Origin of the sequence: Acetobacter oeni (assembly GCF_011516825.1) — a bacterium.
Classification (GTDB): Bacteria; Pseudomonadota; Alphaproteobacteria; order Acetobacterales; family Acetobacteraceae; genus Acetobacter; species Acetobacter oeni.
The window spans coordinates 170,745-192,443 of sequence record NZ_WOTA01000002.1; the positions used below are offsets into that span (position 1 = coordinate 170,745).

Below are 21,699 nucleotides of genomic sequence, written 5' to 3' on the forward strand. Positions count from 1 at the left end.
ATGAAAGCAGAAATAGCAAAAGCAGGCTTTCTGATTGCCGGACTGTTTATGATTGCCGGCTGTTCGGAAACCGATCCGCTATACATAACGGACCGGTGGAATGCGCCCAGTTCGAACTCACGTAATCTTCTGTTGCAGGTGGCTGTACCTTCCGACATCAGTGCGGGGCGATCAGATACAACATATGATGCGAGTCTTGCATCTGATGCGGTGAAACGTCTCCGCGATGGCAAAACGAAGAAAATCCAGACATCAAGCGCGACGCAGATCGGTAATAATCAGTCAGGCGGAGGGGGCGGGGGATCAGAATGAGCCAGGTCAAGTCGCTTGATTCATCGTCATTGCTGGATGCACCCAAGAAAAATTTACCTTATGAACATCAGATTCAGGCTTTTGTATCTGATCCGGTAAGTGAAAATGTTCTGCGCGAAGTTCTCGACGAGTTTCAGTCGGGAAATTTTAGTCTGACGTGTCAGACCTGTGCACAGGCGACACAGAGGCTACGTCGGGGTTCTACTCCGCGCATCCTGATTATTGATGTTGCCGGAGAAGACCAGCCGATAACATGTCTTGTCGATCTCGCTAATATGCTTGAGCCAAACGTAAAAGTTCTGGTTATTGGTGATCGGCAGGATGCCAATTTCTATCGGCAGCTGACGCGTGGTCTTGGTGTTGCGGAATATCTTTATAAACCGCTCAATCGTTCAATGGTCGCGCGATTTTTCGGACCGTTTCTGACAGATGGAGATTACGAACCGGAAACAACACGTGGGGGGCGTGTTCTCGGTGTTCTCAGTGCGAGAGGCGGTTCAGGCGGGACAACTATTGCAGCAAACCTTGGTTTTTACCTGGGAGAGGTCGCCCGACGTCACACATTGGTCCTGGATGCAGATCTTTATACGGGTTCCGTATCTGTGCTTCTGGGCACGAAGACAGATGGTGGTCTGCGAACGGCGTTCGAATCTCCGCAGCGTGTAGATGAATTATTTATTGAACGGAGTGCGCAGCGTGTTGGAGAGCGTTGCGATGTACTGAGCAGTCAGGTCGATCTTTCGGAGATTGTTTCGGTAGCATCAAATGGACCTGCTCATCTTATTAGTATTGTAAAAAAGAAATATAATTTTATTATTATGGATATACCAAATTATTCTGGAGACGTTAGCAAAAGTATAATAGATATTTGTGATCAGAAAGTTGTTATTCTTGATCCAACGCTTCCTGCTCTCCGGGATACTTTGCGAATTATCGCTGCATCCAGGAGTAACACGCAGGGTGTCAGACCTTTAATTGTGCTGAATAAATTCGGACAGCCTGGCAGTCTGTCGCTATCGGAGGTTACAAATGGTCTGGGACGTCAGCCGGACGTGGTTGTGCCTTTTTTGCCTAAGATACTCAACGAGGCAGAAATTTCGGGGTATCCGGCTGTCCAGGGCAATAATTCGTTCAAATCCTCTATCGAAATACTTGCTCAGGAAGCCGCATCGGTCAGTATGAATGAAAAATCATCCGGTCCTGGTGTCATCAGGCGATTTATGGCGCGTTTTACTGCAAGATTCGAGAAATGACATTTTCTTTTTCTTCTGAAAAAAGAGGCACATTGACAGATGAAGATATTGATATTGTTCAGAATATACGGATCGGTCAAACGTCGGAGGTTGTGGTAAGATTTGCAGGATTATATGAGTTCTGTATTGAAGTGACGGATCAGAATACTGAAAATATGTTATCATGCAAACGTCTGATGTTTGAACCTGAACGTTTAATTAATGGATTTTCGTGTTTCATCAATAAAGTTAAAAATGAAAAAAGCATTCAGTCTTACGGAAGAGAGCCGGTAACCTCAGCTAATGATCCTGTCAATAAAATACGGGCTTGTGGTCCGGCAAAGGCTCTGCCAGACGACGATATGATAATTGATCTTGAATCTCTCAATTGGAATCAGAAAGTTTTATGCAGGCAATTTTCTGGTGCTGGTATCGTCAAGAGGCCAATGACACGCTTTATTGAGAGATTCAGAGAATGACAATTCCTCCTTCTTTTGGGAAAAAGGCGACATTGACGCAGGTGCCTGTTGATATCATCCGGAACGCACCGGTCACTCAGCCATCAGAGATTGTGGCGCAATCTGCAGAGTTGCATGGACTCTGTCTTGAGAAGCTTGACCCGGCAGGTATAAGTAAGTTGTCACCTGAGCGGCTAATGCTTGAAATCGAGCGTGTCGTTAACGAAATTGCTAATGAAAAACGTGTTCAGCTTAATGCAAGAGAGCAGAAGGCTCTCGCGAATGACCTTGTCAATGATATGCTTGGTCTTGGCCCGATACAGCCTCTTCTTGATGATGACCTGATCACTGATATTATGGTGAATGGTCCGTATCGTGTGTTTGTTGAAAAAGCCGGAAAACTTGTCGATGCGGATGTAAATTTTCGTGACAGACGTCATCTTATGGCCGTAAGTCAAAGAATTGCCTCTGCAGTCGGGCGTCGGATTGATGAATCAAGCCCGACTGTTGATGCGCGTCTGAGTGATGGTTCGCGTGTCAATATTGTTTTTCCGCCTCTTGCACTTGACGGACCTTATGTTTCGATCAGAAAATTTGCAAAACGCAAAATAGATTTCAAGAAATTGGTCGAAAATGGAAGCTGTTCTGTTCAGATTGCCCGAATTCTTGAAATAGCTTCTCGTATAAGGCTGAATGTCATTATTTCCGGTGGAACAGGCTCGGGTAAAACGACACTCATGAACGCTATGTCTCGTCTGATTGACCCGGGTGAGCGTGTTATAACTGTTGAAGATGCCGCAGAACTTCAGTTTCAGCAACCTCATGTTGTTCGTCTTGAAACGCGGCCGCCTTCTATTGAAGGGACGGGGGAAATAACGCAGCGTGATCTTGTCAAAAATGCTCTCAGAATGCGACCCGACAGAATTATTATCGGTGAGGTTCGTGGTGCAGAGGCGTTTGATATGCTGCAGGCAATGAATACCGGTCACGATGGAAGTATGTCCACGATTCACGCAAACTCCACAAGAGATGCGATTACCAGGATAGAAAATATGGTGCAGATGGGAAATCTTGGTTTGCCGACATCATCAATCAGGACGCAGATTGTTGGCGCTGTAGATCTCATTGTGCAGATTGAGCGCCAGCGTGACGGCGTCCGACGGATTGTTCAGGTCACGGATGTTGCCGGACTTGAAGGGGATGTGGTGACACTGAATGATATTATGACTTTCAGTATTGATGGCGAAAGTCACGATGGAAAAATTGTCGGACATTATAATGTCTCTCGTTCGCGTCCAAGTTTTCACAGCACTTTAACTTATTTTCAGCTTGATAAAGTCTGGGTAAATGCTCTTGAAGGTTAAGCGCAGATATGTTTGGTTTATTCGGCGTGGAGTGTGCTTTAATATTAATTGCGTTGTGTAATATTTTAGCTTTTAGTGCATTTAAAAAAGAGAAAAATTATAATAGACTCAGAAGTGAACGTATTAGTCAGGTGACGATAAGCGATCGGGTAATGATTGTTGAAGCTCCATTAAATATTTATTCAAAAAAGAAAAAAACTAGTATTTATTATTCTTTATTGAATAATATTCTTGGTGTCGACGTTAATAGTAGTTTATATAAAAGCACGTATGTTATCAAAATTTCTTCTATAATTGTTTTTATAATAACTATTATTTCTTTTATCTTGGGGTATTTTCTTGACAGGGTCGCCGTAGAGTCTAGTCCGCTCGTGGATATCGCAATAATAAGAATATATTTTCTGAGGATTCATGGAAAATATAATGCAAAACTTATTGAACAGCTACCTGAAGCTGTATTTATGATGTCACGTTGCCTGAAGGTAGGTGTTTCTCTTTCAAGAACCCTCGAAATTGTTTCGCAGCAGGCACCTGAGCCGACAAAAAATTTGTTTGAAGATGTTGTCCACAAGGTTGCAGTTGGAAAAGAACTGGGTGAAGCGCTGGAAGATCTGGCTGGTAATGGTGGGATTAAAGAATACAGGTTTTTTTCAATAATCGTGCGGCTTCAAAGCAGAACCGGTGGTGGACTCGCGGAGATCCTTGAGAGTTTTGCGTCGACAATCAGAAAGCGTACACAAGCGAAAAAAAAGGCGATAGCTTTGGCATCCGAGGCCAGAACAAGCTGTTACGTGCTTGCTGGATTGCCATTATTTATGGCAGGGCTTATGTCATTTATGAACCCAAAATATATAGCGGTATTATATACAACCCCGTCCGGCATTAAGATGTTATATGCTGCTATAATTTTGTTTGTTATGGGTATTTCATCGATGATTTTTATAACTAAATTCACATTGAGGTCATGAATTGTTTATTTATGTGGCTTTGATTCTGATTATTTTATCTTGTGTTGTCCTGGTGTGGGAATTTGACCGATATCTGACCGAATTGCGTATTCGTCAGATTCGTCTTTCGAAAATTTGTAGCCAGAATAATTATCGATCAGGAGATGCGGAGTTACAAAAAACTTTATTTTCCAGAATATTTTCTAAGATCAGATCAGAACTTAGTCGTTCAAAAGTTCTTCAGAATGCCATAAACACCAGTGCATTAAAAAACGGGAATCTGAAATATATTGGGGTCGATGCAGAAACCTTCATTCTTATGAAGATTATGCTCTGTATATTGGCAGCCGGAGCAGGCTATTTCTATGCTTGCATGGCGAACCGTCAGGGTCTGTCGATGTTGCTGGAAACAGGCATCCCGGGTGTCTTCGGACTTCTCGCTCCTGATTTTGTAATGAAACAGAGAGCCAACATGCATTTACGCCGTGTTGACGCGGGAATGGCAGATGCTCTCGATTTGTTTCTTGTCTGTGCCGAAGCGGGACTTGGTATGGAAACGAGTATGGAGCGCGTTGCTGCTGAAATGGTAACCCTTAACCGGGATGTTGCTTACGAATTCAGAAAAACAGTTGATGAACTAAGGGTTAATTCTGATCGATATAAGGTTATAGAAGACCTGGGGAAACGGACTGGTGTCGAGGGATTGCTTCGCCTGAGCGCAGCATTGGCGCAGACGCTTGAAACAGGTGCATCGCTGGGCGCTGTGCTTCGTGTACTTGTTGCTGAAATCCGTGAAGATACACTGATAAAATTTGAGTCGAAAGCCGCGAAACTTTCAGTTTTTTTAACATTTCCGATGATAATATTCCTGCTGCCCTGTATGTTTATTGTTATAGCGGGTCCGGCAATTATCAATGTTATTGCTGCTCTTTCAAGGTAATTTTAAATGAATTTAAAGAAATGGTTAGTGGAAAGTAGCGGAAAATATCGGGTTTCCATACTCCTTCTGCTTTCAGTGCTTTGTTCATGTGCGGGATCAATCAGTAATAAGGCGCTGGAAAAAAAACTGGCAGTTTATGATATAGAGATAGAAAATGGTGAATCTGCCAGAATTATTTCAGGCCTTAACCAGTTGAATTACGAAAACCCGGAAAATCCTGAAATTCTTTTAAGGCTGGCAAATCTTAATGCCTCATTGGGAAGAAATAATGCCGCCGTACAGCTTTATAAAAAATGTCTGGCTCGTGCTCCGGATATGCAGCCGGCATGGCGGGGGCTTGTAAAGCTATATCTTAAAGCAGAGCCTAAAGAAGCTCTCTACCTTCTGGAGAAAATGAAAACACTGTATCCCGCAGATGCGGAGATACTGAATGATTATGGCGTGGCACTGGATCTCAACGGAAGATATCTGGATGCTCAGAACGCTTATGCAAGCGCCATCAATCTTGACCCGACGCTGGTTTCAGCTGAAGTGAATCTTGGGCTGTCGATGGCTCTGGCCGGACAGAAGGAGAAAGGGCTGGCGCTGATCAGACCCTATGCGCAGGCAGCGGATGCTACGCCACGCACAAGAGAAAATTATGCTGTTGTGCTGATCGCGAACGGTCGGATTGACGATGCACGGAATGTTCTGGCTGATTATATGAGTCCTGCCGCTGTGCCGGGCATGCTGGAAAAGCTGTCACAATTTCTGAAAGTGCATGGTGCGGTCTGATAACGCCCGGATAACAGCGCTGCATGTGGAGTCGAACCGGAATGTTTGACAGAAGCTTCAGATGAGACTTTTTCAGTACAATTAGCAAAAACCCTCACACGAGAAGGCTCTCCCCGATCTGCTAATTTACAAACAGATTTCCAGAAGCCACCGGCCTCCGGTGGCTTTCAGGATAAAGCCCTGAGAAAAACAGCTATACTTAACGCGAACAGAACTTTCTGTTTTCCACAAAATGTCTGAAGAGCCTCCGCGCAGCGGGAACACTCTTCAGGCACTGGGTAGACAGCTCTACTCCTCGCCGAGAACGGCCTTCGCCTTGCGGACGATTGTTTCATACTCATGGTCGCTCAGTTCGCCACGATGATGAAACTCGCTCGCCCGAGCTAATGCATCCCGGGCGTGAGAGGCATCGGGGATGGGATAGCGGCGACCGGGTAGCGCGAAAGCGTCATCAGGCAATGCGTCCCGCTCGGCAGTTGTCAGTTTCGACATGGTGCGCGTTTCCTTTCCATGTGGCGGGATGCACAAAACCGCTCCTTAAAGCCGGTCAGATTTATCCCGGAAGGAGAGCTTACGCTCTTGATGAAAGTTCGGCATCCTCGATTTCGTCGAGTTCAGCCATGGCAGCATCCGCGCTGACGGTGGGCACATTTGCCGCCGGTATAAAATGCGACGTGTCGATTTCGTCTTCCGGCCTCTGGTGGGCGGCAAGGCGGCTCACCACGCGAAACGCGGTGAAGATTGCGACTGCGCCGAACATCACACTGCCCAGAGCCTGCCCGATCTGTACGCCCTGAGCACCAAATCGCGCACCATAGGCCACGAAAGGAATTGTTCCCAGGGTGGCCCTGCCCCAGTTGAACAGCGTCGAATAGAGCGGGTGTCCGAGATTATTGAATACGGTGTTGGCGACGAACAGCATACCGATGAAGAGATAGCCGGAGACTGTCCAGGAGCAGAACAGATGGATCAGCAACGCACCGTCGCCGTGAGCGTGGAAGCCGGCGACAAGCAGATTCTGGTTCAGGGCGAGCAAAATCCAGGTCAGAACAACACACAACCCCACCAGTTGCAGGGATGAGCCGAGGACTTCACGGACGCGATGCATCTGTCTGGCGCCGACATTCTGTGAAATGATCGGTCCGACCGCGCCTGTCAGCGCAAAGACGAAGGAAAAGGCAACCACGACAATGCGATCCACGGATGTCTGTCCGCCGACCGCATCCAGGCCGAATCGGGCCATGTGTTCCGTTACGTAGGCGCCGCCGACCGGGGTGGCCAGGTTGGTCATGATCGCCGGAAGCGCAATGGCGCCCACGCGCCGCGTATCGCGCGGAACAGCCGCGAACCGGGGCCATTCCAGCATGCCGTGCGACAATGCGCCGCGGACGCCGAGGATCAGAACGGCGGTGCGCGACAGGACGGAGCTGATGGCGGCTCCGGTCAGTCCTTCGTGCAGCCCGAGAATCAGGATCGGGTCCAGAAAGGCGGTCAGCAGAGCCGCTGCAAGCGTGACGTTCATGGAGCGTTTTGCGTCCCCTACCGCGCGCAGAAGCGCGGCACTGGCCATGCCCGTCGCCATGGTCGGGAAGAAAGGAGACACGATGTGCAGATAGGTTACGGCTTCGGTCAGGGCGTCGCCGGAAGCGCCGAGGAGCCGGAGGATCGGGTCTGCGAGGATTGCGGTCAGAAAGCCGAGAGCGAGGCTGATGATGAAAGTCGTGAAGAGAAAGGATGAGGCGATGCGCCGCGCGTCATCGAAGCGGTTGCAGCCGATCTCCCGACCGACTGATGCTCCGAGCCCGATGGTCATTCCGATCGAGACCGCGATCTGGATACCACCGACGGCTCCTGCAAACCCGATAGCGGCCGTCAGCGCAGGGTTTCCGAGGTGAGCAATATAGATCATGTTCAGCATATCGACAGCGAACACAGCCATCAGACCGATGGTTCCTGTGCCGGCCATGACGAGAACATGTCGCATGATACTGCCGGTCACGAAGCAGGCTCCGCGCGCCGCCGCTGGTTTTCCGCTCATTCCACCCTGTCCGCCCGTATGCTCTCCGGGGCAGTTTCTTTCTGCTCTTTAGCAGTAACATGATCCGCTTTCGACGCGAATGCCGTAAAATCCGGGGACTGTCTGATGGCGGGGCGCCGGCCGAAGGCATGTGTGACCGGGTCTGAGACTCACATATGCCCGTGCCGGGGGCCAGGAGGGTAAAAGATGGTCATTTGCGCCCGGATTAAGGTGTGCGTTAGCTTGTTTTCAGGCTCCACGACCCCGATGAAGATGTTTGTGCGAGATCGGTCATGACTGTGCAGCAGGATGCGGTATCGACCCGGCATGGCTGTGAGATCGCAGAAGGCAGATTGTTCGATGTCTGCCGGGAATACGTGCTAACGGGGAATCCGGTGGCGGAGAATCAGTCTCCGGCACGGGGTACCATATTGTGAAAAAACCTGCCCGGTTTGTCATTGGTCTTGGCGTCCCCCTGGTGGCGGTGATGGGGATGATTCCGTTCGTAAGTTGCTTTGGTAAAACTTTACTGGGTGTTCCAACCATTATTGTGGCCACCGGAAGTCTGTTCTTTATTGCCAGTGCCAGCATGGCGGCGTGCTGGGTGCTGTTCGACCGTGCTGAGGTTTCCTGATCCGGTCCTGCCTGATCTGATTGCTGTCATAGCCCCACCCAAAGACTCCCAAAACCAGCCCCCGGGCAGCATCGGAGCCAGCCTCCGACACCACTCCCGCCGCAGATCACCCCCCGATATCAGCTCCCGGAGCCCCGGTAAGATCGACGATCCATCGGGCGACAGCTTCACCGAGGAGCTTATAGCCGAAGTCCTGCATATGCAGATCATCGGGAGACAGGTCCTCACGGGTGATGCTGTACTCAGCACACCAGGATTTCATGTGACGATAACGGTCGAAAAAAGGAATCCCCATTTCGATGGCAAGCGCAGGCGTCGCATCGCGAAAAGGAGGAAAGGCCGGGCAGTCCTCCATCATTTTGCACCACTGGGGGCCGATCATGGCCAGATCGCTGCCGTTGCGGCGAAGGGCGCCGAGATCGTCACGGGTGGTGTCGATGAAGTATGAGACGGGAACATCCTGCCAGGCATCGTTGGTGCCGCCCTGCCAGATAACAAGATCGGCCTTATCGTCGAGCACCTGCCGGAGACGGTCGTGCATTTCGCGGGCGCCGTTGCCACCGATGCCGCGATTGATGACGGTAAGACCGCCGGGCGCATAAGGCGCGAAAGTGCGCTCGAAGACGGGCGCGAAACCGTGTTCGGGCGTGCTGGCGCCGACGCCTTCGGTGGTGGAAGAGCCAAAGAGACAGATGCGAACAGGCTCACCGGCGGAGAGCAGGCGGGTGAGATGCGGGAAGTGAGTCATGCGCAGGGGCTCCTTTTCGGGTGGGGTTGTGTCGGCAGGGCGCTGCCCCGCGCCCCGCAAAGGGATGCGATCCCTCTGATCCCGGTCTGATGAATGAAAACTGTTCCCATAGGCCGGAGCGACATCACGCGGCAGCCGCTGCTTTGACGCGGACGCGCTTGCGTTCGTAGATGACGGTGACGCCGTAGAGGATGGCAAGGCCGGACACGTTAATGACGATCTGGAAAGGCCACGCATCGCCGAAGGTGGTGAAAATCAGCCGGCCGAACAGATCGAGAATGGTGCCGACGGTGAAAACCTCAAGCGAGTGCCGCCCGCACAGGGCCAGGGCCTGCCCGAGACGGGTCTCGGAAAAGCGGCGGGCCAGCGAGGAGGACTGCACGAGATAAAAAATGGCCATCACGTCAAGCAGACGCAACGGGGCAAGGGTGCTCTTGTCGGGCGACGGCAGAGCCAGGGGCGCAATGACGGGCAGACCCCACTGCGTCCAGGGAAAAGCCTCGACGAGCGAAAAGGTGAGGTAAAGACCGCAGGCGATTCTCAGCCAGGGAAAAGCGGGCAGATCGCCATTATGGCGACCGGCCTCGACAGCGGCGCCGGCGCCAAGGACGAAGAGAAACTGCCAGGCCAGAGGATCAAAATACCAGCCGTCCGGATCAAGCCAGTTGGGGAAATTGATGTTCGGATTGATGTTGATGAGCGCCCACAGCGCCATGCTGAGGGCCAGGGCGAGAAAGCGGTTGGCGCGGATCAGCAGATAGATGAGCGGAAAAGCGCCGAGCAGTACCATATAGAGCGGCAGAATATTCAGGTTGGAAGGCAGCGCGTCGAGCACGAGCACACGCCAGAAATCGGAAAAGCCGTGCGCCAGTTCGGGTTCAAGAAAATCGACCGGAACCGGGGAGTAATTACGCCAGGTGCGGATGGTGACGACACAGACAATGAGCATCAGCGTCTGAGCGAGATAGAGCCGGCAACAGCGCTTTGCGATCCGGATAAACGTGGTTTTCGCACCGTTTTTCGGAAAGCCGCGACCATAGGCAAGCCACGAGGCGTAACCGGCCAGCAAAACGAAAATCTCGGCGGCATCGGCGAAACCGAGATTCCGCAGCGTCAGCCGGTTGAGCAGATTCTGCGGCATGTGATCGACGAACATCATCAGCAGCGCAAGCCCGCGCAGAGCATCGACGCGATGGTCGCGGGTATGGGGCCGGCTCGCCGGAGCAGGCGTCGCCCCTGTCCCGGCAACGGCCCGTCCGGTGCCGGCGCGTTCGTCAGACACCGCAGTATGGCCGCCTGAGCGATCCGTGGCGAACGCCTGCGTGACGGAAGAGAAAGTGGCTGTCATATGCTGTCCTGCACGGCTGCCCGTGCGGGTGAGGGCAGGGAAGCGTGATATAATATCGGGCTTTGGCAAATATATGGCCAGTGTAGTTTCGCTTTCTTACACTATGGATAATGGCGGAATGGCCCCGTATTGCATGCAGGGCTGTTAAGCGCGGGTGGCAGGCTGGAGCGATTTTCGCCATACAGACCCGATGACAGAGAAACCGGCGACAGAGAAAAGGACATGGTCATGACAGAGAGGCGCGTTCCCGCACCGGACGATGTCGAGCGTGTTCTCGGCGGCATGATCGACGGCGGCACCGGCCGCCCGCTGGCCGAACTGGCACGGCTGGAATCCTGTCCGGTCGTGGACGGGCGCCTGCGGGTCACGCTGGCCGTACCGTCCGCCCTGGCGCCAAAGCTCGGAGACGTGGTGGCGCGGGCCGAGGCGGCACTGGCCACGGCGTTCGCACCGCTTTCGGCCTCGATCCTGCTGACGGCACACAGGGATGCGTCGGCTCCCGATGCGGCTCCGGCATCCCCCGCCGCCGCCGCCGGGCACAGGCCGCTGGGTGGCGTGGGACGAAAGCCAGGCGGGGCTGAAGCGCCGGCGCGGCTGCTTGAGCAGGTCGGGGTGGTGATCGCGGTGGCGTCCGGCAAGGGCGGTGTCGGCAAATCCACGACGGCGGTGAACCTGGCCGTCGGGCTCGGGATGGAAGGGCTCTCGGTCGGGCTGATGGATGCGGATGTGCACGGCCCCTCCCTGCCCCGGATGCTGGGCACGACCGGGAAGCCGGAAGTGCGGGACGGGTTGCTGGTGCCGGTCGTGGCCTGGGGGATCAGCGCGATGTCGATCGGAATGCTGGTGGACGAGACGCAGGCGATGATCTGGCGCGGCCCGATGGTGATGGGCGCGATCAATCAGTTGCTGGGCGATGTGGCCTGGGGCGCGCTGGATGTTCTGGTGATCGACATGCCGCCGGGCACGGGCGACGCGCAGCTGACACTGGCGCAGAAGGCGGTGCTGTCCGGCGCGATCATTGTTTCAACACCGCAGGATATTGCGTTGCTGGATGCGCGGCGCGGGATTGCGATGTTTGAGAAAACACGGGTTCCGGTGCTCGGGCTGGTGGAGAACATGTCATATTTCTGCTGTCCGAATTGCGGGCATCGGACGGAACTGTTCGGCCATGGCGGCGCGCGGGACGAGGCGCTGCGGCTGGGCGTGCCGTTCCTGGGCGAGATTCCGCTGCTGGCGGATATTCGCATGAGCGCGGACAGCGGCGTGCCGATCACGATCGGAGCGCCGGAGAGCGAGGCGGCACAGGCCTACCGGATGCTTGCCGCGACGGTTGCCGGGACGATCCGGCGCGTGGGGCGGCGGCCTTCCGCATGACGGGATTTTCTGACGGGCTGGCGTATGGGACGTAGGGCGGTTTTCGGGAAACAGGTTTTTTCCTGCTGGATTTTTCTGTTTTCAGGTGCGGCTGTGGCGGCGGGATCGCCGGCGGATCTGTCGCATCGTGGCGGCACCCTGCGACTGGTGGCGGCCGGTTCGGCGGGGACGCTTGATCCGCAGATCAACTATTCCGCGCAGTATATCGACCTGTTCGCGAATGTTTATGACGGACTGACCGGATTTCGGAAAACGACCGGCAAGGCCGGCGACGATGTCGTGCCGGACCTGGCGGAGGCGCTGCCGGTGCCGCAGGATGGCGGACGGACCTGGGTGTTTACCCTGCGCTCCGGCGTGCGGTTCTCAAACGGCCAGGAGGTGACGGTTGCGGATGTCGTCGCGTCGATGCGGCGGCTGTTCCGCGTCGGGTCGCCGACGGCGGGGGCGTTTTACGCCGCGATGACCGGCGCGGATCTGTGCATGAAGGATGCGGCGCACTGCACGCTTGAGGGCGGTGTGGTGGCGGATGAAGCGCGGCATACGGTGACCTTTCATCTCACGCAGCCCGATAATGAGTTTTTGCAGAAACTGGCCTTCACGCATGCGAGTATTCTTCCGGCGGCAACACCGGATCATGACCTCGGGAATGAACCCGCGATCGGAACCGGGCCGTACCGGATCGTGTCCTACGATCCGAACGCCGGGATGAAGCTGGAGCGAAATCCCTGGTTCCGGATCTGGAGCGAAGACGCGCAGCCGGACGGATACGCGGATCATATCGACTATACCTTCGGTTTACCGGATGAGAGTGCGGTGACGGCGGTCGAGAACAGCCAGTATGACTGGATGTACGACCAGACCCCGCTGGACCGTCTGGGAGAACTCGGCGCGCGCTTTACCGGCCAGACGCATGTCAGCCCGCATCCGGTGGCTTATTTCGCGCCTATGAATGTGAATATCCCGCCCTTTTCAAACGAGAAAGCCCGCCAGGCTGTCAATTATGCCATGGGGCGGAAGGCAATGGTCATTTTCTATGGCGGAGCGGCGCTGGCCCGGCCGCTCTGCGATATGATTCCCTCGGCGATCCAGGGACATACCGATGCCTGCCCCTATTCCCGTGGGGCGGATTTCGCTCATCCCGCGCCACACTGGGAGGCGCCCGATATCGAGCGGGCAAAGAAGCTGGTTCGTGAAAGTGGCACGGCGGGACAGAAGGTTACGGTGGTCGTGTCGAATGGCAGCGTGGATCTGGCCATGGGGAATTATCTGCGGAGCACGCTGGAAGAGATCGGCTACAAAGCGTCTGTCAGACCGATCAGCGCGGGGGTGATGTTCCCCTATATTCAGAACAGTTCCAATCATGTTCAGATTTCGCTGAAGAACTGGGCAGCGGATTATCCGTCTCCGTCGAATTTCCTCGATGCGCTCCTGGGATGCGAGAATTTCCACCCGGGTTCAGACAGTTCGATCAATATGCCTGGGTTTTGCGATCAGTCGATACAGGCGATCATGGACCGGGCGAAATCGGACGTGTCGCTTTCGGCGGAGCAGACGCTTGATCTGTGGCGCGAGGCGGACAGACTGGTGACGGAGCGGTCACCGATTGCCCCGGTTATTGAAATGAACGTGGTGGCAGTAACGTCCCGCCGTCTGGGGAATTTTTTCTATACGAACGTATATGGGCTGTTGTTTTCAAAAGTATGGATTCAGTGAATTTCTGGTCCTGCCGGGCTGACGGATAAAAAAGAAAGAGTCTTGATATCCTGAAAACATATCTGAAACCGGGATAACAGTTTTCCGGAGCAGGCCTGTTCCGTCCTCTGTCTGTAAAATATCCGGACACAAAAAAAGGCCGGTATAAACCGGCCTTTTCCTGAGAGAACCTCCGTCCGTGACGGATGCCCTGCTCCGGCGATATCAGTTGGTGGTGGAGGACGAAGAAGAAGAAGAATCGTCAGTTGATGTAGCTGATTTCTCTTTCTTCTTGTGGTGGTGCTTTTTACCGTGGTGCTTCGTGCTCTTTTTCTTCGACGTATCGGCTTCTTCCGAAGTCGTGGCAGGTGCGGCAGGCGCTGCGCTTGTGGCGTCCGTGCCCGGCGTGGTTGTCGGCGTTGTCGGAGGAGCGGCGGCATCGGTCGCGGGAGCTGTTGCGGCGGTCTGCGCGAAAGCAGGAACAGCGGTCGCGCCGGTCAGGGCGATCAGGGAAAGAGCCGCGAGAAGGCGAGAGGACTTCATGGAATGGTCTCCGGTAAACAGTTCCGGTCTCCTGACATGCGGCGCGGAAGCATCCACGAGAAACAGGAGCCAGTCAGAGGGGCATTTATCATGCTGCCTCTGACCTGTCTCGAATTAACTTTCGATCAGACGCGATCTTTTTGCCGGTTTTGCCTTAATTTCAGCATAATCATTACAAAAATTGCCCTGATTTATGATGTGTAAATTTTTTAATGTCTGTTTTTGCAGGTGCGAATGTAAAAAACAGCATAACAAAATTACTTAATACAAGACTTTATTTATTATGCTGTCGGGATGTCAACGCTATTCTGTTCTATCGCAGGAAATCTGATCACATCCCGGGCGAATTGTATCTGATTTTCAGGTGGTAACTTCTGCTGTATTTCCGGATCAGACGAAAATCCGGAGAGGGCCCGCGCCGGAATCGTGTCTCCCGCGTGAACATTATGCTCCAGGTGTTTCCACGCCGGCGGGACGCGCCAGGAGCTGTTCGATGGCGTCCGGAACCGTGATCCGGCCAGCGACAAGATCGGCGACGGCGTCGATCACGGGCACGGAAACGGTGTTGCGGGCCGCAAGCCCGGACAGTGCCCCGGCAGTGGGAACGCCTTCCGCAACGCCGCCCAGAGAGGCCAGTGTTTCCTCCAGCGTCAGACCGGAACCCAGCGCGACTCCGGTGCGGAAATTACGCGATGCTGAGCCCGTGCAGGTCAGCAGAAGATCGCCCATCCCCGCGAGCCCCGTGATCGTGTCAGATGTGCCGCCAAGCGCCCGCGCAAGCCGTCCGAGTTCCGCCAGCCCGCGTGTGACAAGAGCAGCTCTCGCGTTTTCACCAAGCCCCGCGCCAATGGTCGCGCCCGCCGCAATGGCGATGACGTTTTTCGCCGCGCCGCCGAGCTGGACACCTGCGGTATCGGTGCTGTTATAGAGACGGAAGGCCGGCGTGCCGAGACTGTCCGCCAGCGCGCGGGCAAGCCCCGGCTTCCGTGAGGCGATCACAGCGGCGGCGGGCAGACCGGCGGCGATTTCATGCGCGAAATTGGGACCGGACAGAACAGCGCCCGCACTGTCCGGATGCCGGTCGCGCAGAATGTCGAGAGGAAAGCGCAGACTGTCCGGTTCGACGCCCTTGCAGCAGAGCACAACCGGAGCGGTCACTTCGATCCGCGCGAGGGTGGCCGGGAGATACTGCATCGGCGTGGCGATCAGAAGCATGTCAGCACGCTCCGGCATCCCGCCACTTACAAAAATCCGGTCGGGGAGCGGATGATCGGGGAGACGCGGCATGGCGCCGTTCGGCAGCCGCCCCGAGGGATCGCGCGCCCACAGATGAACGTCCGCCCCCGCGCGCACCGCCTGCAGGGCGAGGGCCAGGCCCCACGATCCGGCACCGATCACCGCGATCCTTTTCATTCCGGCACGACCCATTCCACATCTGCCTCTGTTTCGTCTTCTCCCATATATGGGCGTAAGGCATCGAGAATGGAACGGGCTTCTTCGTCGAAGCGGTAAGGCGGTCCGGCCACAAGCAGGCCACAGCCGTTCAGGCGTCCGGGATCGAGTGGCGGACGCAGGGTGAGTTCTGCAGTGAGCAGGTTGCGCTGCCCGGCGTCTTTCAGTGCGTGCAGAAAAGCGCGGGGCGGGGCCCGATGTTTGATCGGATACCAGGCGGCGATAATGCCACCCGGAAAGCGTGCGCGGGCCTCGATGACAGCCGCCGCAAGGTGGGTGAACTCGTCGCGCTGCTCAAAAGGCGGGTCGATGATCGTGAGGCCGCGTTTCGCTGTGCGCGGCGGCAGCAGGGCGGTGATGGCCTGATAACCGTCGCGCCCATGAACGGAAACGGCCGGGTTGTGGCGGAACAGCGCCTTCAGACTACGCTGATCCTCCGGGTGCAGCTCGCAGCAGGTCAGGGAGTCGCCAGGCCGCAGCAGTCTGGCGATCAGCTCGGGAGAACCCGGGTAGAACAGTTTGCCGTCATGGGCGTGGATGATACCGCGCACGATGCCGAGCCAGGATTGCAGCGGGGCGAGATCGGGGGCATCCGGGTCGGTGTCCAGGAGGCGGCCGATGCCGTCCCGCCATTCTCCGGTGGACTGCGCCTGCGGGCCGGAAAGGTCGTACAGGCCGGTGCCGGCGTGAGTATCGAGCACGGAAAACGGCGTGGATTTACGGCGGAGCGCGTTGACGAGCGCGGTCAGCAGCGCGTGCTTCATGACGTCCGCGAAATTTCCGGCATGGTAGATGTGTCGGTAGTTCAATGTTCTCTCAATTCGGGCAGGCCGTGGTCGCTGCCGGTGTTTATACACCCCGGAGACGGTTATCACGAAGCCGGTATAATATCGGCTTGTGAGTGGCTCGGTCCTCGGGCATCGTTTCGGTTCAGGCCGGTTCGGGAGGCTCCGTAAGGGGCTCCGGACGCACCCATTCAGTGACAGAGGGTTATTTTCATGAAAGCAGGGCTTTTTGCCGGATTTCTGGCGCTTGTTACCGCAACGACGGCTGTTGCGCCGTCTGTGATTTTTGGCACCGCTGTTGCGGCGGCCTGTCGGGACAATAAAGGTAAATTCGTCAGATGTCCGCCGCAGAAGCCGGAGAAGTGTCGTGATACCAAAGGGCGTTATACGAAGTGCACGACGGATGGCGGCAGTGCGCACTGAGATGAAAAAAATGAAGCGGCTGGCTCTCGGGCTGGCAATGGGCGCCTGTTTCGCCGCGTTCGGCACTGTCGCGGGTGGTGAGCCTGCCGCTGCGGCGTCCGCTCAGTCCCGCAAGGTGATTGTGGACGATGACGGTTTCGGCATTGCCCAGTGGCTGCTGTTGCAGGCCCCGGATGTGGATGTGCTCGGCATTGCCGTGGTCAGCGGCGATGTGTGGCGCGATGAGGGCGTGGCCCATGCCCTGCGGGGTGTGGAAATCGCGCATCGCACGGATGTTCCGGTTCTGAAAGGTGCCGTTTATCCACTGCTGAATTCGGAAAAACTGACGGATCGATGGGAGTCGCTTTACGGTAAGCTGGTGTGGAAGGGCGCGTGGATGCGGCAGTGGGTCGAGCCGACCGCGCAGAGCACCCCGCCTTATCACGCAGCGGACGTTGTGCCGGATCTGCCGGAAGGAAACCCCACTACGAAGGCATCCGATGAGTCTGCGGTTCTGTTCATGATCCGGAAAGTTCATGAATTTCCGGGACAGGTTACGATTATCGCCACCGGACCGATGACCGATCTGGCACTGGCGCAGCGGCTCGATCCGTCTTTTGCCGGGCTGGCGAAAGAGCTGGTTTATATGGGCGGCAGTTTTAATCCGCGTCAGGTTCGGGACGATGTTGCAGCGGCACAGTTTGCCCGCGAATTCGAAAATTCTCCGCGCCGTGAGTTTAATTTCCGGTTTGATCCGGAGGCGGCGAGCATCGTGCTGCGGGCGCCATGGAAGCGGATTGTCTCCGTTCCGGCGGACCCTTCCACGGCAACAGAGCTGACACCGGCGTTTCTGCATCGTCTGGCCGCCGCCAATCCGGCATTTGCGGACGCGGTCAGGAAGAAGGAGCCGGGTTTCCCGCTCTGGGATGAAATCGCCGCTGCGGTCTGGCTCGATCCGAAACTGATTACGCGGAGTGAGGATCTGTACGTCGATGTGAACAGTCAGTTCGGCGCGGGGTATGGCGACACGCTGTCCTGGCGACCGGGGTATCAGCCGGATATGGACGAGCAGAAAGAAGTTGTTGTGCGGACGGTTGATGTTCCGAAAATGGAGCAGGCGATCGTTGATCTGCTGAGCCGGAAGCTGCCTGCGGGGAAGTAGATTTTACGGGACCGCGCTCCGTGCCCCGCAACGGAGCGCGGTCCCTCTGATCCCGATTTTTGGCCCCCGGGCCTCAAAGGCGCCATGAGCCTGGGAGGAAAGACGATCGATGCCTCCGCCGTCGTCCACCTGGTGCTTCCGATGGCCGCCGCCACCGCTTTCACAACGATCCGTAATCTGGTTGACGGACCTGACAGGAAGAGTGCCATAGATTATCGGAAAGGGAGCGGATGGTTCTTTCCTGGACGGTTTCCGGCCGGCGACAGCTCGTGATAGCTGATATTCCCGGGCTGTCAGAACGAACGATTGACAACCATCTGCGCCGTATTCGCAAACGTCTCGGGGCTTCCACTACGTACAGGCCATCTGCATCGCGATACAGAATGGCGATATTGAAAGCTGATGTCACCACCTTCGCAAAAGATGGAACCCCCCTGAAATAAACTGATTTGTAAAAATCGCGACCTTCACACAGGTTTCAGTATAGCATCCCGAGAAGCTTCACGCGGGCGAGGACCGTTCCAGCCGCTCCAGCAGGGAAAATCCCGTCTGACGAAACGTGGTTTCGCCATAACGGGTCAGCACCAGATTCCGTGCCGCGGCGCCCGTCTGCGCCAGCCGCTCCGGATTCTTAAGCGCCTGACGCAAAGTTACCGCCAGCGCCTCGGGATTCTCCGGCGGGACACTCCAGCCGGTCAGGCCGTCCTCGATGGAGTACGTCATTTCACCAACCCGGGAACCGATGACCGGCAGACCGGCAAGCATGGCCTCGTGCGCGGCGATGCAGAAGCCTTCCCAGCGGGAGGGTTGCAGATAGAGGTGCAGGCTGGTCAGGAAATCCTGCGTGTCCGCTGTGAAGCCGGGGAGACGCACGTGACCGCCGAGGCCGTTTTGCGCGATCTGAGCTTCGAGCGCCGCGCGTTCCCGGCCCTCTCCGGCGATAATCAGTTCGAATTCCGGCAGATCCGCGCCTTTCAGCAGGGTCAGGGCCTGGAGAAGCGGGGCATAGCCTTTGACCGGATGCAGACGCCCGAGGGAACCAAGTCGCAAAGTCTGGCCAGGAATCCAGGGCGCGGCGGCGGGGCTGGAGGCTTTCGCGCAGAAAATCGGCCAGCAGGCGAGGCGGGACGACGGAATGGAGAGCGCGCTCTGGGTGATTTCGGTGACATAGCGGGAATCGCCGACCCAGAAGCAGGAGAGATTACGCGCGGCCCGGAGAAGCAGCCGGTTGCCGGGTTTCAGTCGCGCGGAATGTTGCCAGCTCGCGACGGGAACGCGGAGCCGGCGTCCGACCTGCTGGCCGAGAAGGGTGGCGCGGGTCAGGGAAGTCCAGAGATGGGTGGGCTGCCATTTGCGGAGAGTCCGCATCAGCCAGAAGGCGGCGGCGAGCTGATTTTGCGAACCGGCCCCGCAGGTGAAAACCTCCAGCCCCGCCGCGCGCATCGGGGCTTCGGCGAGTCCGTCACGCCGGGTAAGCGCGAAGATGGCGACCTCGTGGCCTGCCTGGCGAAAGATGTCGGTGATGGCGGGGACCGGGAAGGCCGCGCCTCCGCCTTCAAGCGAGTTGATGACATAGGCGATACGCATGGGCGGGATTGGCAACAGACAGGGTCTGAAGTCAAGGCCGCGCGCCCACCATTCCGGCATCGTTTTCACCGGCGCGACGGAGGTTTATAAGAAACTCACCCTGTAAGGAGTTCGGTCATTGATTTCAGTGCGCTCGCGTCATTTCCTGACATCCGGTCTGTCCGCGTCCCTCCTTTCGCTGCAGATGGCGGGCTTGTCAGTGCCGGCTCTGGCGGCGGAAACGCCCGCCGCGCCCGCGCATCAGCCGGGCGATCCGGCGACGGATGCGGCAAAGGAGATTCCGGCCCGGCATGAGACATCCGGCAGTGTGACGATCGGCGGGAAGCAGATCGATTATCAGGCGGTGGCGGGCACGCTGATCGTATATCCGGCGGGGTGGGACGATTCCGCCGCCGTGATGGAGGCGCGGACGGGCGTGAAGCCGGATGCAAAGGGCGATGCGAAGCCGGAGGACAGCAACCCGGACGCCTCGGCGGCGATGTTCTATGTCGCCTACTTCAAAAAGGGCGCGAAGCCGGAAGAACGTCCGATCACGTTTGTCTATAATGGCGGCCCCGGCTCGGCGACGGTGTGGCTGCATATGGGAGCTTTCGGGCCGCGCCGTATCGTGACGATGAACGACACGCATGATCCGGCGGCGCCGTATAAGCTGGTCAATAATGAGGCCAGTCTGCTGGATGTCAGCGATCTGGTGTTTATTGATGCGCCGGGGACCGGCTTCGGGCGGATCACGGGCAGGGACAGGAAGAAGGCGTTCCTCGGCGTGGACGCGGACGGACGGGCATTTGCGCATTTCATCACGCAGTTTCTGGGTGTTTACGGACGGTATAACTCACCGAAATTTCTGTTCGGCGAGAGCTATGGCACGACGCGTTCGGCCGTTGTGGTCAATGATTTGCAGAATGACGATAATATCGACTTTAACGGCGTGATCCTGCTGTCGCAGATTCTGAGCTTTGACAACGATGTTGATGAACCAAGAATGAATCCGGGGAATGACCAGCCTTATGTGCTGGCGTTGCCGACCTGTGCGGCGACGGCGTGGTATCATCATCGTCTGCCGGCGCATACGGGGCCTCTGCGTCCGTTTCTCGACGAGGTAGAGAGGTTTGCGTCTTCCGATTATCTGCTTGCGTTGCAGAAGGGTTCCGATCTGAGCGCTGAGGATCGCCAGGCAGTGGCGGCGAAGCTGCATGACTATACGGGGCTGCCGGTCGATTATATTCTGCGTGCCGATCTGCGGATCGATGGCGGAGAATTTGAAAAGACGTTGCAGGGCGATGCAGATATCACAACGGGTCGGCTCGATACGAGATTCTCGGGGCCGACGCTCGATCCCATGAGCGAGAGCGCGCAGTATGATCCGCAGTCATCGGCGATCAGCTCCGCCTATGTCTCGGCCTTTAACGATTATTCCCGGAAGGTTCTTGGGTTTGGTCAGGGGCAGAGCTATCTGGCGGAGACGGATGCGGAATGGGACATGAAGCACGATGTTCCCGGGATGGGAAAATCGGACGGCGCGCCGAATGTGATGCCGGATCTGGCTTTTGCGATGAAGACCAACCCGACGCTGAAGGTGATGCTCAATGCCGGGTTCTACGATCTGGCGACCCCCTATTACGAAGGGATCTACGAGATGAAGCATCTGCCGATTCCACAAAAGCTTCGGTCGAATATTGAATTTGCGCAGTATGAATCGGGACATATGGTTTATGCGAACGAGGCGGCGCTGAAGCTGCTGCATGATAATGTGGCCGGGTTTATTCGCCGGTCATCGGGTTCCGCTCTTCGATAAAACGGTGTGCGGGCTTTCTCAGGGCTCTGCCCAGAAACCCGCCAAAGGCCGGGGCTTTTGGAAACCTGTTTGTTTTATTAACTAATCGGGGCAGGGGCTTGCGGTCCCTGCCGGGTCCGGGCAGAGCCCGGCA

At 56.0% G+C, this 21,699-nt stretch carries 23 protein-coding genes; 15 read left to right on the forward strand and 8 right to left on the reverse strand.

Annotated elements, in window-relative coordinates; genetic code table 11:
• The 7 genes from GOB90_RS02095 to GOB90_RS02125 are packed head-to-tail and all read left to right on the forward strand — an operon-like array spanning nt 1 to nt 6,027.
• Nucleotides 1-312 (forward strand): hypothetical protein, encoded by a 312-nt coding sequence (locus GOB90_RS02095; protein WP_146886769.1) that lies wholly within the window; start codon nt 1-3, stop codon nt 310-312.
• Nucleotides 309-1,565: an AAA family ATPase gene (locus GOB90_RS02100; RefSeq protein WP_146886767.1), complete on the forward strand. Its 1,257-nt coding sequence runs from the start codon at nt 309-311 to the stop codon at nt 1,563-1,565. Before GOB90_RS02095 ends, GOB90_RS02100 begins: the two co-directional genes overlap by 4 nt.
• Nucleotides 1,562-2,023: a hypothetical protein gene (locus GOB90_RS02105; RefSeq protein ID WP_146886765.1), complete on the forward strand. Its 462-nt coding sequence runs from the start codon at nt 1,562-1,564 to the stop codon at nt 2,021-2,023. Before GOB90_RS02100 ends, GOB90_RS02105 begins: the two co-directional genes overlap by 4 nt.
• Nucleotides 2,020-3,366: a CpaF family protein gene (locus GOB90_RS02110; RefSeq protein ID WP_146886763.1), complete on the forward strand. Its 1,347-nt coding sequence runs from the start codon at nt 2,020-2,022 to the stop codon at nt 3,364-3,366. The genes GOB90_RS02105 and GOB90_RS02110 overlap by 4 nt, the downstream gene beginning before the upstream one ends.
• 8 nt (nt 3,367-3,374) lie before the next feature.
• Nucleotides 3,375-4,334 (forward strand): type II secretion system F family protein, encoded by a 960-nt coding sequence (locus GOB90_RS02115; RefSeq protein WP_146886761.1) that lies wholly within the window; start codon nt 3,375-3,377, stop codon nt 4,332-4,334.
• A gap of 13 nt (nt 4,335-4,347) precedes the next feature.
• Nucleotides 4,348-5,253 (forward strand): type II secretion system F family protein, encoded by a 906-nt coding sequence (locus tag GOB90_RS02120; RefSeq protein ID WP_146886759.1) that lies wholly within the window; start codon nt 4,348-4,350, stop codon nt 5,251-5,253.
• A gap of 6 nt (nt 5,254-5,259) precedes the next feature.
• Nucleotides 5,260-6,027: a tetratricopeptide repeat protein gene (locus GOB90_RS02125; RefSeq protein WP_146886757.1), complete on the forward strand. Its 768-nt coding sequence runs from the start codon at nt 5,260-5,262 to the stop codon at nt 6,025-6,027.
• A gap of 288 nt (nt 6,028-6,315) precedes the next feature.
• Here GOB90_RS02125 and GOB90_RS02130 read toward each other — a convergent pair whose 3' ends face one another.
• The gene (locus GOB90_RS02130; protein ID WP_146886755.1) at nt 6,316-6,519 is read right to left on the reverse strand and encodes a hypothetical protein; all 204 of its coding nucleotides are present in this window, start codon (nt 6,517-6,519) and stop codon (nt 6,316-6,318) included.
• A 79-nt stretch (nt 6,520-6,598) separates the two neighbouring features.
• Nucleotides 6,599-8,065: an MATE family efflux transporter gene (locus GOB90_RS02135; protein ID WP_242011735.1), complete on the reverse strand. Its 1,467-nt coding sequence runs from the start codon at nt 8,063-8,065 to the stop codon at nt 6,599-6,601.
• A gap of 412 nt (nt 8,066-8,477) precedes the next feature.
• On the opposite strand from GOB90_RS02135, the gene GOB90_RS02140 reads away from it, so the two are divergent.
• Nucleotides 8,478-8,678 carry a hypothetical protein gene (locus GOB90_RS02140; protein ID WP_146886753.1) on the forward strand — a complete coding sequence of 67 codons (201 nt, stop codon included), beginning with the start codon at nt 8,478-8,480 and terminating at the stop codon, nt 8,676-8,678.
• A gap of 106 nt (nt 8,679-8,784) precedes the next feature.
• Here GOB90_RS02140 and GOB90_RS02145 read toward each other — a convergent pair whose 3' ends face one another.
• Together GOB90_RS02145 and GOB90_RS02150 are read right to left on the reverse strand one after the other, a co-directional pair.
• Nucleotides 8,785-9,426, reverse strand: coding sequence for an SGNH/GDSL hydrolase family protein (locus tag GOB90_RS02145; RefSeq protein ID WP_146886751.1), 642 nt, complete (start codon nt 9,424-9,426; stop codon nt 8,785-8,787).
• A 124-nt stretch (nt 9,427-9,550) separates the two neighbouring features.
• A complete protein-coding gene (locus GOB90_RS02150) occupies nt 9,551-10,774 on the reverse strand; it encodes an OpgC family protein (protein ID WP_146886749.1) in 1,224 nt (407 codons plus the stop codon).
• A 228-nt stretch (nt 10,775-11,002) separates the two neighbouring features.
• On the opposite strand from GOB90_RS02150, the gene GOB90_RS02155 reads away from it, so the two are divergent.
• Nucleotides 11,003-12,148, forward strand: a complete 1,146-nt coding sequence (locus GOB90_RS02155) for an Mrp/NBP35 family ATP-binding protein (protein ID WP_173571886.1) — start codon at nt 11,003-11,005, stop codon at nt 12,146-12,148.
• Nucleotides 12,149-12,172: 24 nt separating this feature from the next.
• Nucleotides 12,173-13,861, forward strand: a complete 1,689-nt coding sequence (locus GOB90_RS02160) for an ABC transporter substrate-binding protein (protein WP_146886735.1) — start codon at nt 12,173-12,175, stop codon at nt 13,859-13,861.
• 204 nt (nt 13,862-14,065) lie between these two features.
• On the opposite strand, the gene GOB90_RS02165 is transcribed toward GOB90_RS02160, so the two are convergent.
• The 3 genes from GOB90_RS02165 to GOB90_RS02175 form a co-directional block, all read right to left on the reverse strand.
• On the reverse strand, nt 14,066-14,383 hold the full coding sequence (locus GOB90_RS02165) for a hypothetical protein (RefSeq protein WP_146886733.1): 318 nt from the start codon (nt 14,381-14,383) through the stop codon (nt 14,066-14,068).
• Between the two features lie 444 nt (nt 14,384-14,827).
• Nucleotides 14,828-15,796 carry an NAD(P)H-dependent glycerol-3-phosphate dehydrogenase gene (locus GOB90_RS02170; protein WP_146886731.1) on the reverse strand — a complete coding sequence of 323 codons (969 nt, stop codon included), beginning with the start codon at nt 15,794-15,796 and terminating at the stop codon, nt 14,828-14,830.
• Nucleotides 15,793-16,644, reverse strand: coding sequence for a 23S rRNA (adenine(2030)-N(6))-methyltransferase RlmJ (locus GOB90_RS02175; protein WP_242011736.1), 852 nt, complete (start codon nt 16,642-16,644; stop codon nt 15,793-15,795). The genes GOB90_RS02170 and GOB90_RS02175 overlap by 4 nt, the downstream gene beginning before the upstream one ends.
• A gap of 189 nt (nt 16,645-16,833) precedes the next feature.
• Between GOB90_RS02175 and GOB90_RS02180 the strand changes: the two genes are divergently transcribed.
• From GOB90_RS02180 to GOB90_RS19750, 4 genes are all read left to right on the forward strand, one after another.
• Nucleotides 16,834-17,043 carry a hypothetical protein gene (locus GOB90_RS02180; protein WP_146886727.1) on the forward strand — a complete coding sequence of 70 codons (210 nt, stop codon included), beginning with the start codon at nt 16,834-16,836 and terminating at the stop codon, nt 17,041-17,043.
• 1 nt (nt 17,044) lies between these two features.
• A complete protein-coding gene (locus tag GOB90_RS02185) occupies nt 17,045-18,184 on the forward strand; it encodes a nucleoside hydrolase (RefSeq protein WP_146886745.1) in 1,140 nt (379 codons plus the stop codon).
• 84 nt (nt 18,185-18,268) lie between these two features.
• Nucleotides 18,269-18,457 (forward strand): hypothetical protein, encoded by a 189-nt coding sequence (locus GOB90_RS18860; RefSeq protein WP_198912609.1) that lies wholly within the window; start codon nt 18,269-18,271, stop codon nt 18,455-18,457.
• Complete coding sequence (locus GOB90_RS19750) at nt 18,415-18,627, forward strand: LuxR C-terminal-related transcriptional regulator (protein WP_198912605.1); 213 nt, start codon at nt 18,415-18,417, stop codon at nt 18,625-18,627. The genes GOB90_RS18860 and GOB90_RS19750 overlap by 43 nt, the downstream gene beginning before the upstream one ends.
• 58 nt (nt 18,628-18,685) lie before the next feature.
• Here the strand turns inward: GOB90_RS19750 and GOB90_RS02195 are convergent, their stop codons facing one another.
• On the reverse strand, nt 18,686-19,771 hold the full coding sequence (locus GOB90_RS02195) for a glycosyltransferase (RefSeq protein ID WP_146886743.1): 1,086 nt from the start codon (nt 19,769-19,771) through the stop codon (nt 18,686-18,688).
• Between the two features lie 184 nt (nt 19,772-19,955).
• Here GOB90_RS02195 and GOB90_RS02200 point away from each other — a divergent pair, with 184 nt between their 5' ends.
• Nucleotides 19,956-21,566, forward strand: coding sequence for a S10 family peptidase (locus GOB90_RS02200; RefSeq protein ID WP_173571890.1), 1,611 nt, complete (start codon nt 19,956-19,958; stop codon nt 21,564-21,566).
• Nucleotides 21,567-21,699 lie beyond the last annotated feature (133 nt).

Coding starts and splice junctions, on each gene's coding strand:
- GOB90_RS02095 (WP_146886769.1), top strand. CDS start 1: ATGAAAGCAGAAATAGCAAAAGCAGGCTTTCTGATTGCCGGACTGTTT.
- GOB90_RS02100 (WP_146886767.1), top strand. CDS start 309: ATGAGCCAGGTCAAGTCGCTTGATTCATCGTCATTGCTGGATGCACCC.
- GOB90_RS02105 (WP_146886765.1), top strand. CDS start 1,562: ATGACATTTTCTTTTTCTTCTGAAAAAAGAGGCACATTGACAGATGAA.
- GOB90_RS02110 (WP_146886763.1), top strand. CDS start 2,020: ATGACAATTCCTCCTTCTTTTGGGAAAAAGGCGACATTGACGCAGGTG.
- GOB90_RS02115 (WP_146886761.1), top strand. CDS start 3,375: ATGTTTGGTTTATTCGGCGTGGAGTGTGCTTTAATATTAATTGCGTTG.
- GOB90_RS02125 (WP_146886757.1), top strand. CDS start 5,260: ATGAATTTAAAGAAATGGTTAGTGGAAAGTAGCGGAAAATATCGGGTT.
- GOB90_RS02130 (WP_146886755.1), bottom strand. CDS start 6,519: ATGTCGAAACTGACAACTGCCGAGCGGGACGCATTGCCTGATGACGCT.
- GOB90_RS02135 (WP_242011735.1), bottom strand. CDS start 8,065: ATGAGCGGAAAACCAGCGGCGGCGCGCGGAGCCTGCTTCGTGACCGGC.
- GOB90_RS02145 (WP_146886751.1), bottom strand. CDS start 9,426: ATGACTCACTTCCCGCATCTCACCCGCCTGCTCTCCGCCGGTGAGCCT.
- GOB90_RS02150 (WP_146886749.1), bottom strand. CDS start 10,774: ATGACAGCCACTTTCTCTTCCGTCACGCAGGCGTTCGCCACGGATCGC.
- GOB90_RS02155 (WP_173571886.1), top strand. CDS start 11,003: ATGACAGAGAGGCGCGTTCCCGCACCGGACGATGTCGAGCGTGTTCTC.
- GOB90_RS02160 (WP_146886735.1), top strand. CDS start 12,173: ATGGGACGTAGGGCGGTTTTCGGGAAACAGGTTTTTTCCTGCTGGATT.
- GOB90_RS02165 (WP_146886733.1), bottom strand. CDS start 14,383: ATGAAGTCCTCTCGCCTTCTCGCGGCTCTTTCCCTGATCGCCCTGACC.
- GOB90_RS02170 (WP_146886731.1), bottom strand. CDS start 15,796: ATGAAAAGGATCGCGGTGATCGGTGCCGGATCGTGGGGCCTGGCCCTC.
- GOB90_RS02180 (WP_146886727.1), top strand. CDS start 16,834: ATGAAAGCAGGGCTTTTTGCCGGATTTCTGGCGCTTGTTACCGCAACG.
- GOB90_RS02185 (WP_146886745.1), top strand. CDS start 17,045: ATGAAAAAAATGAAGCGGCTGGCTCTCGGGCTGGCAATGGGCGCCTGT.
- GOB90_RS18860 (WP_198912609.1), top strand. CDS start 18,269: ATGAGCCTGGGAGGAAAGACGATCGATGCCTCCGCCGTCGTCCACCTG.
- GOB90_RS19750 (WP_198912605.1), top strand. CDS start 18,415: ATGGTTCTTTCCTGGACGGTTTCCGGCCGGCGACAGCTCGTGATAGCT.
- GOB90_RS02195 (WP_146886743.1), bottom strand. CDS start 19,771: ATGCGTATCGCCTATGTCATCAACTCGCTTGAAGGCGGAGGCGCGGCC.
- GOB90_RS02200 (WP_173571890.1), top strand. CDS start 19,956: ATGGCGGGCTTGTCAGTGCCGGCTCTGGCGGCGGAAACGCCCGCCGCG.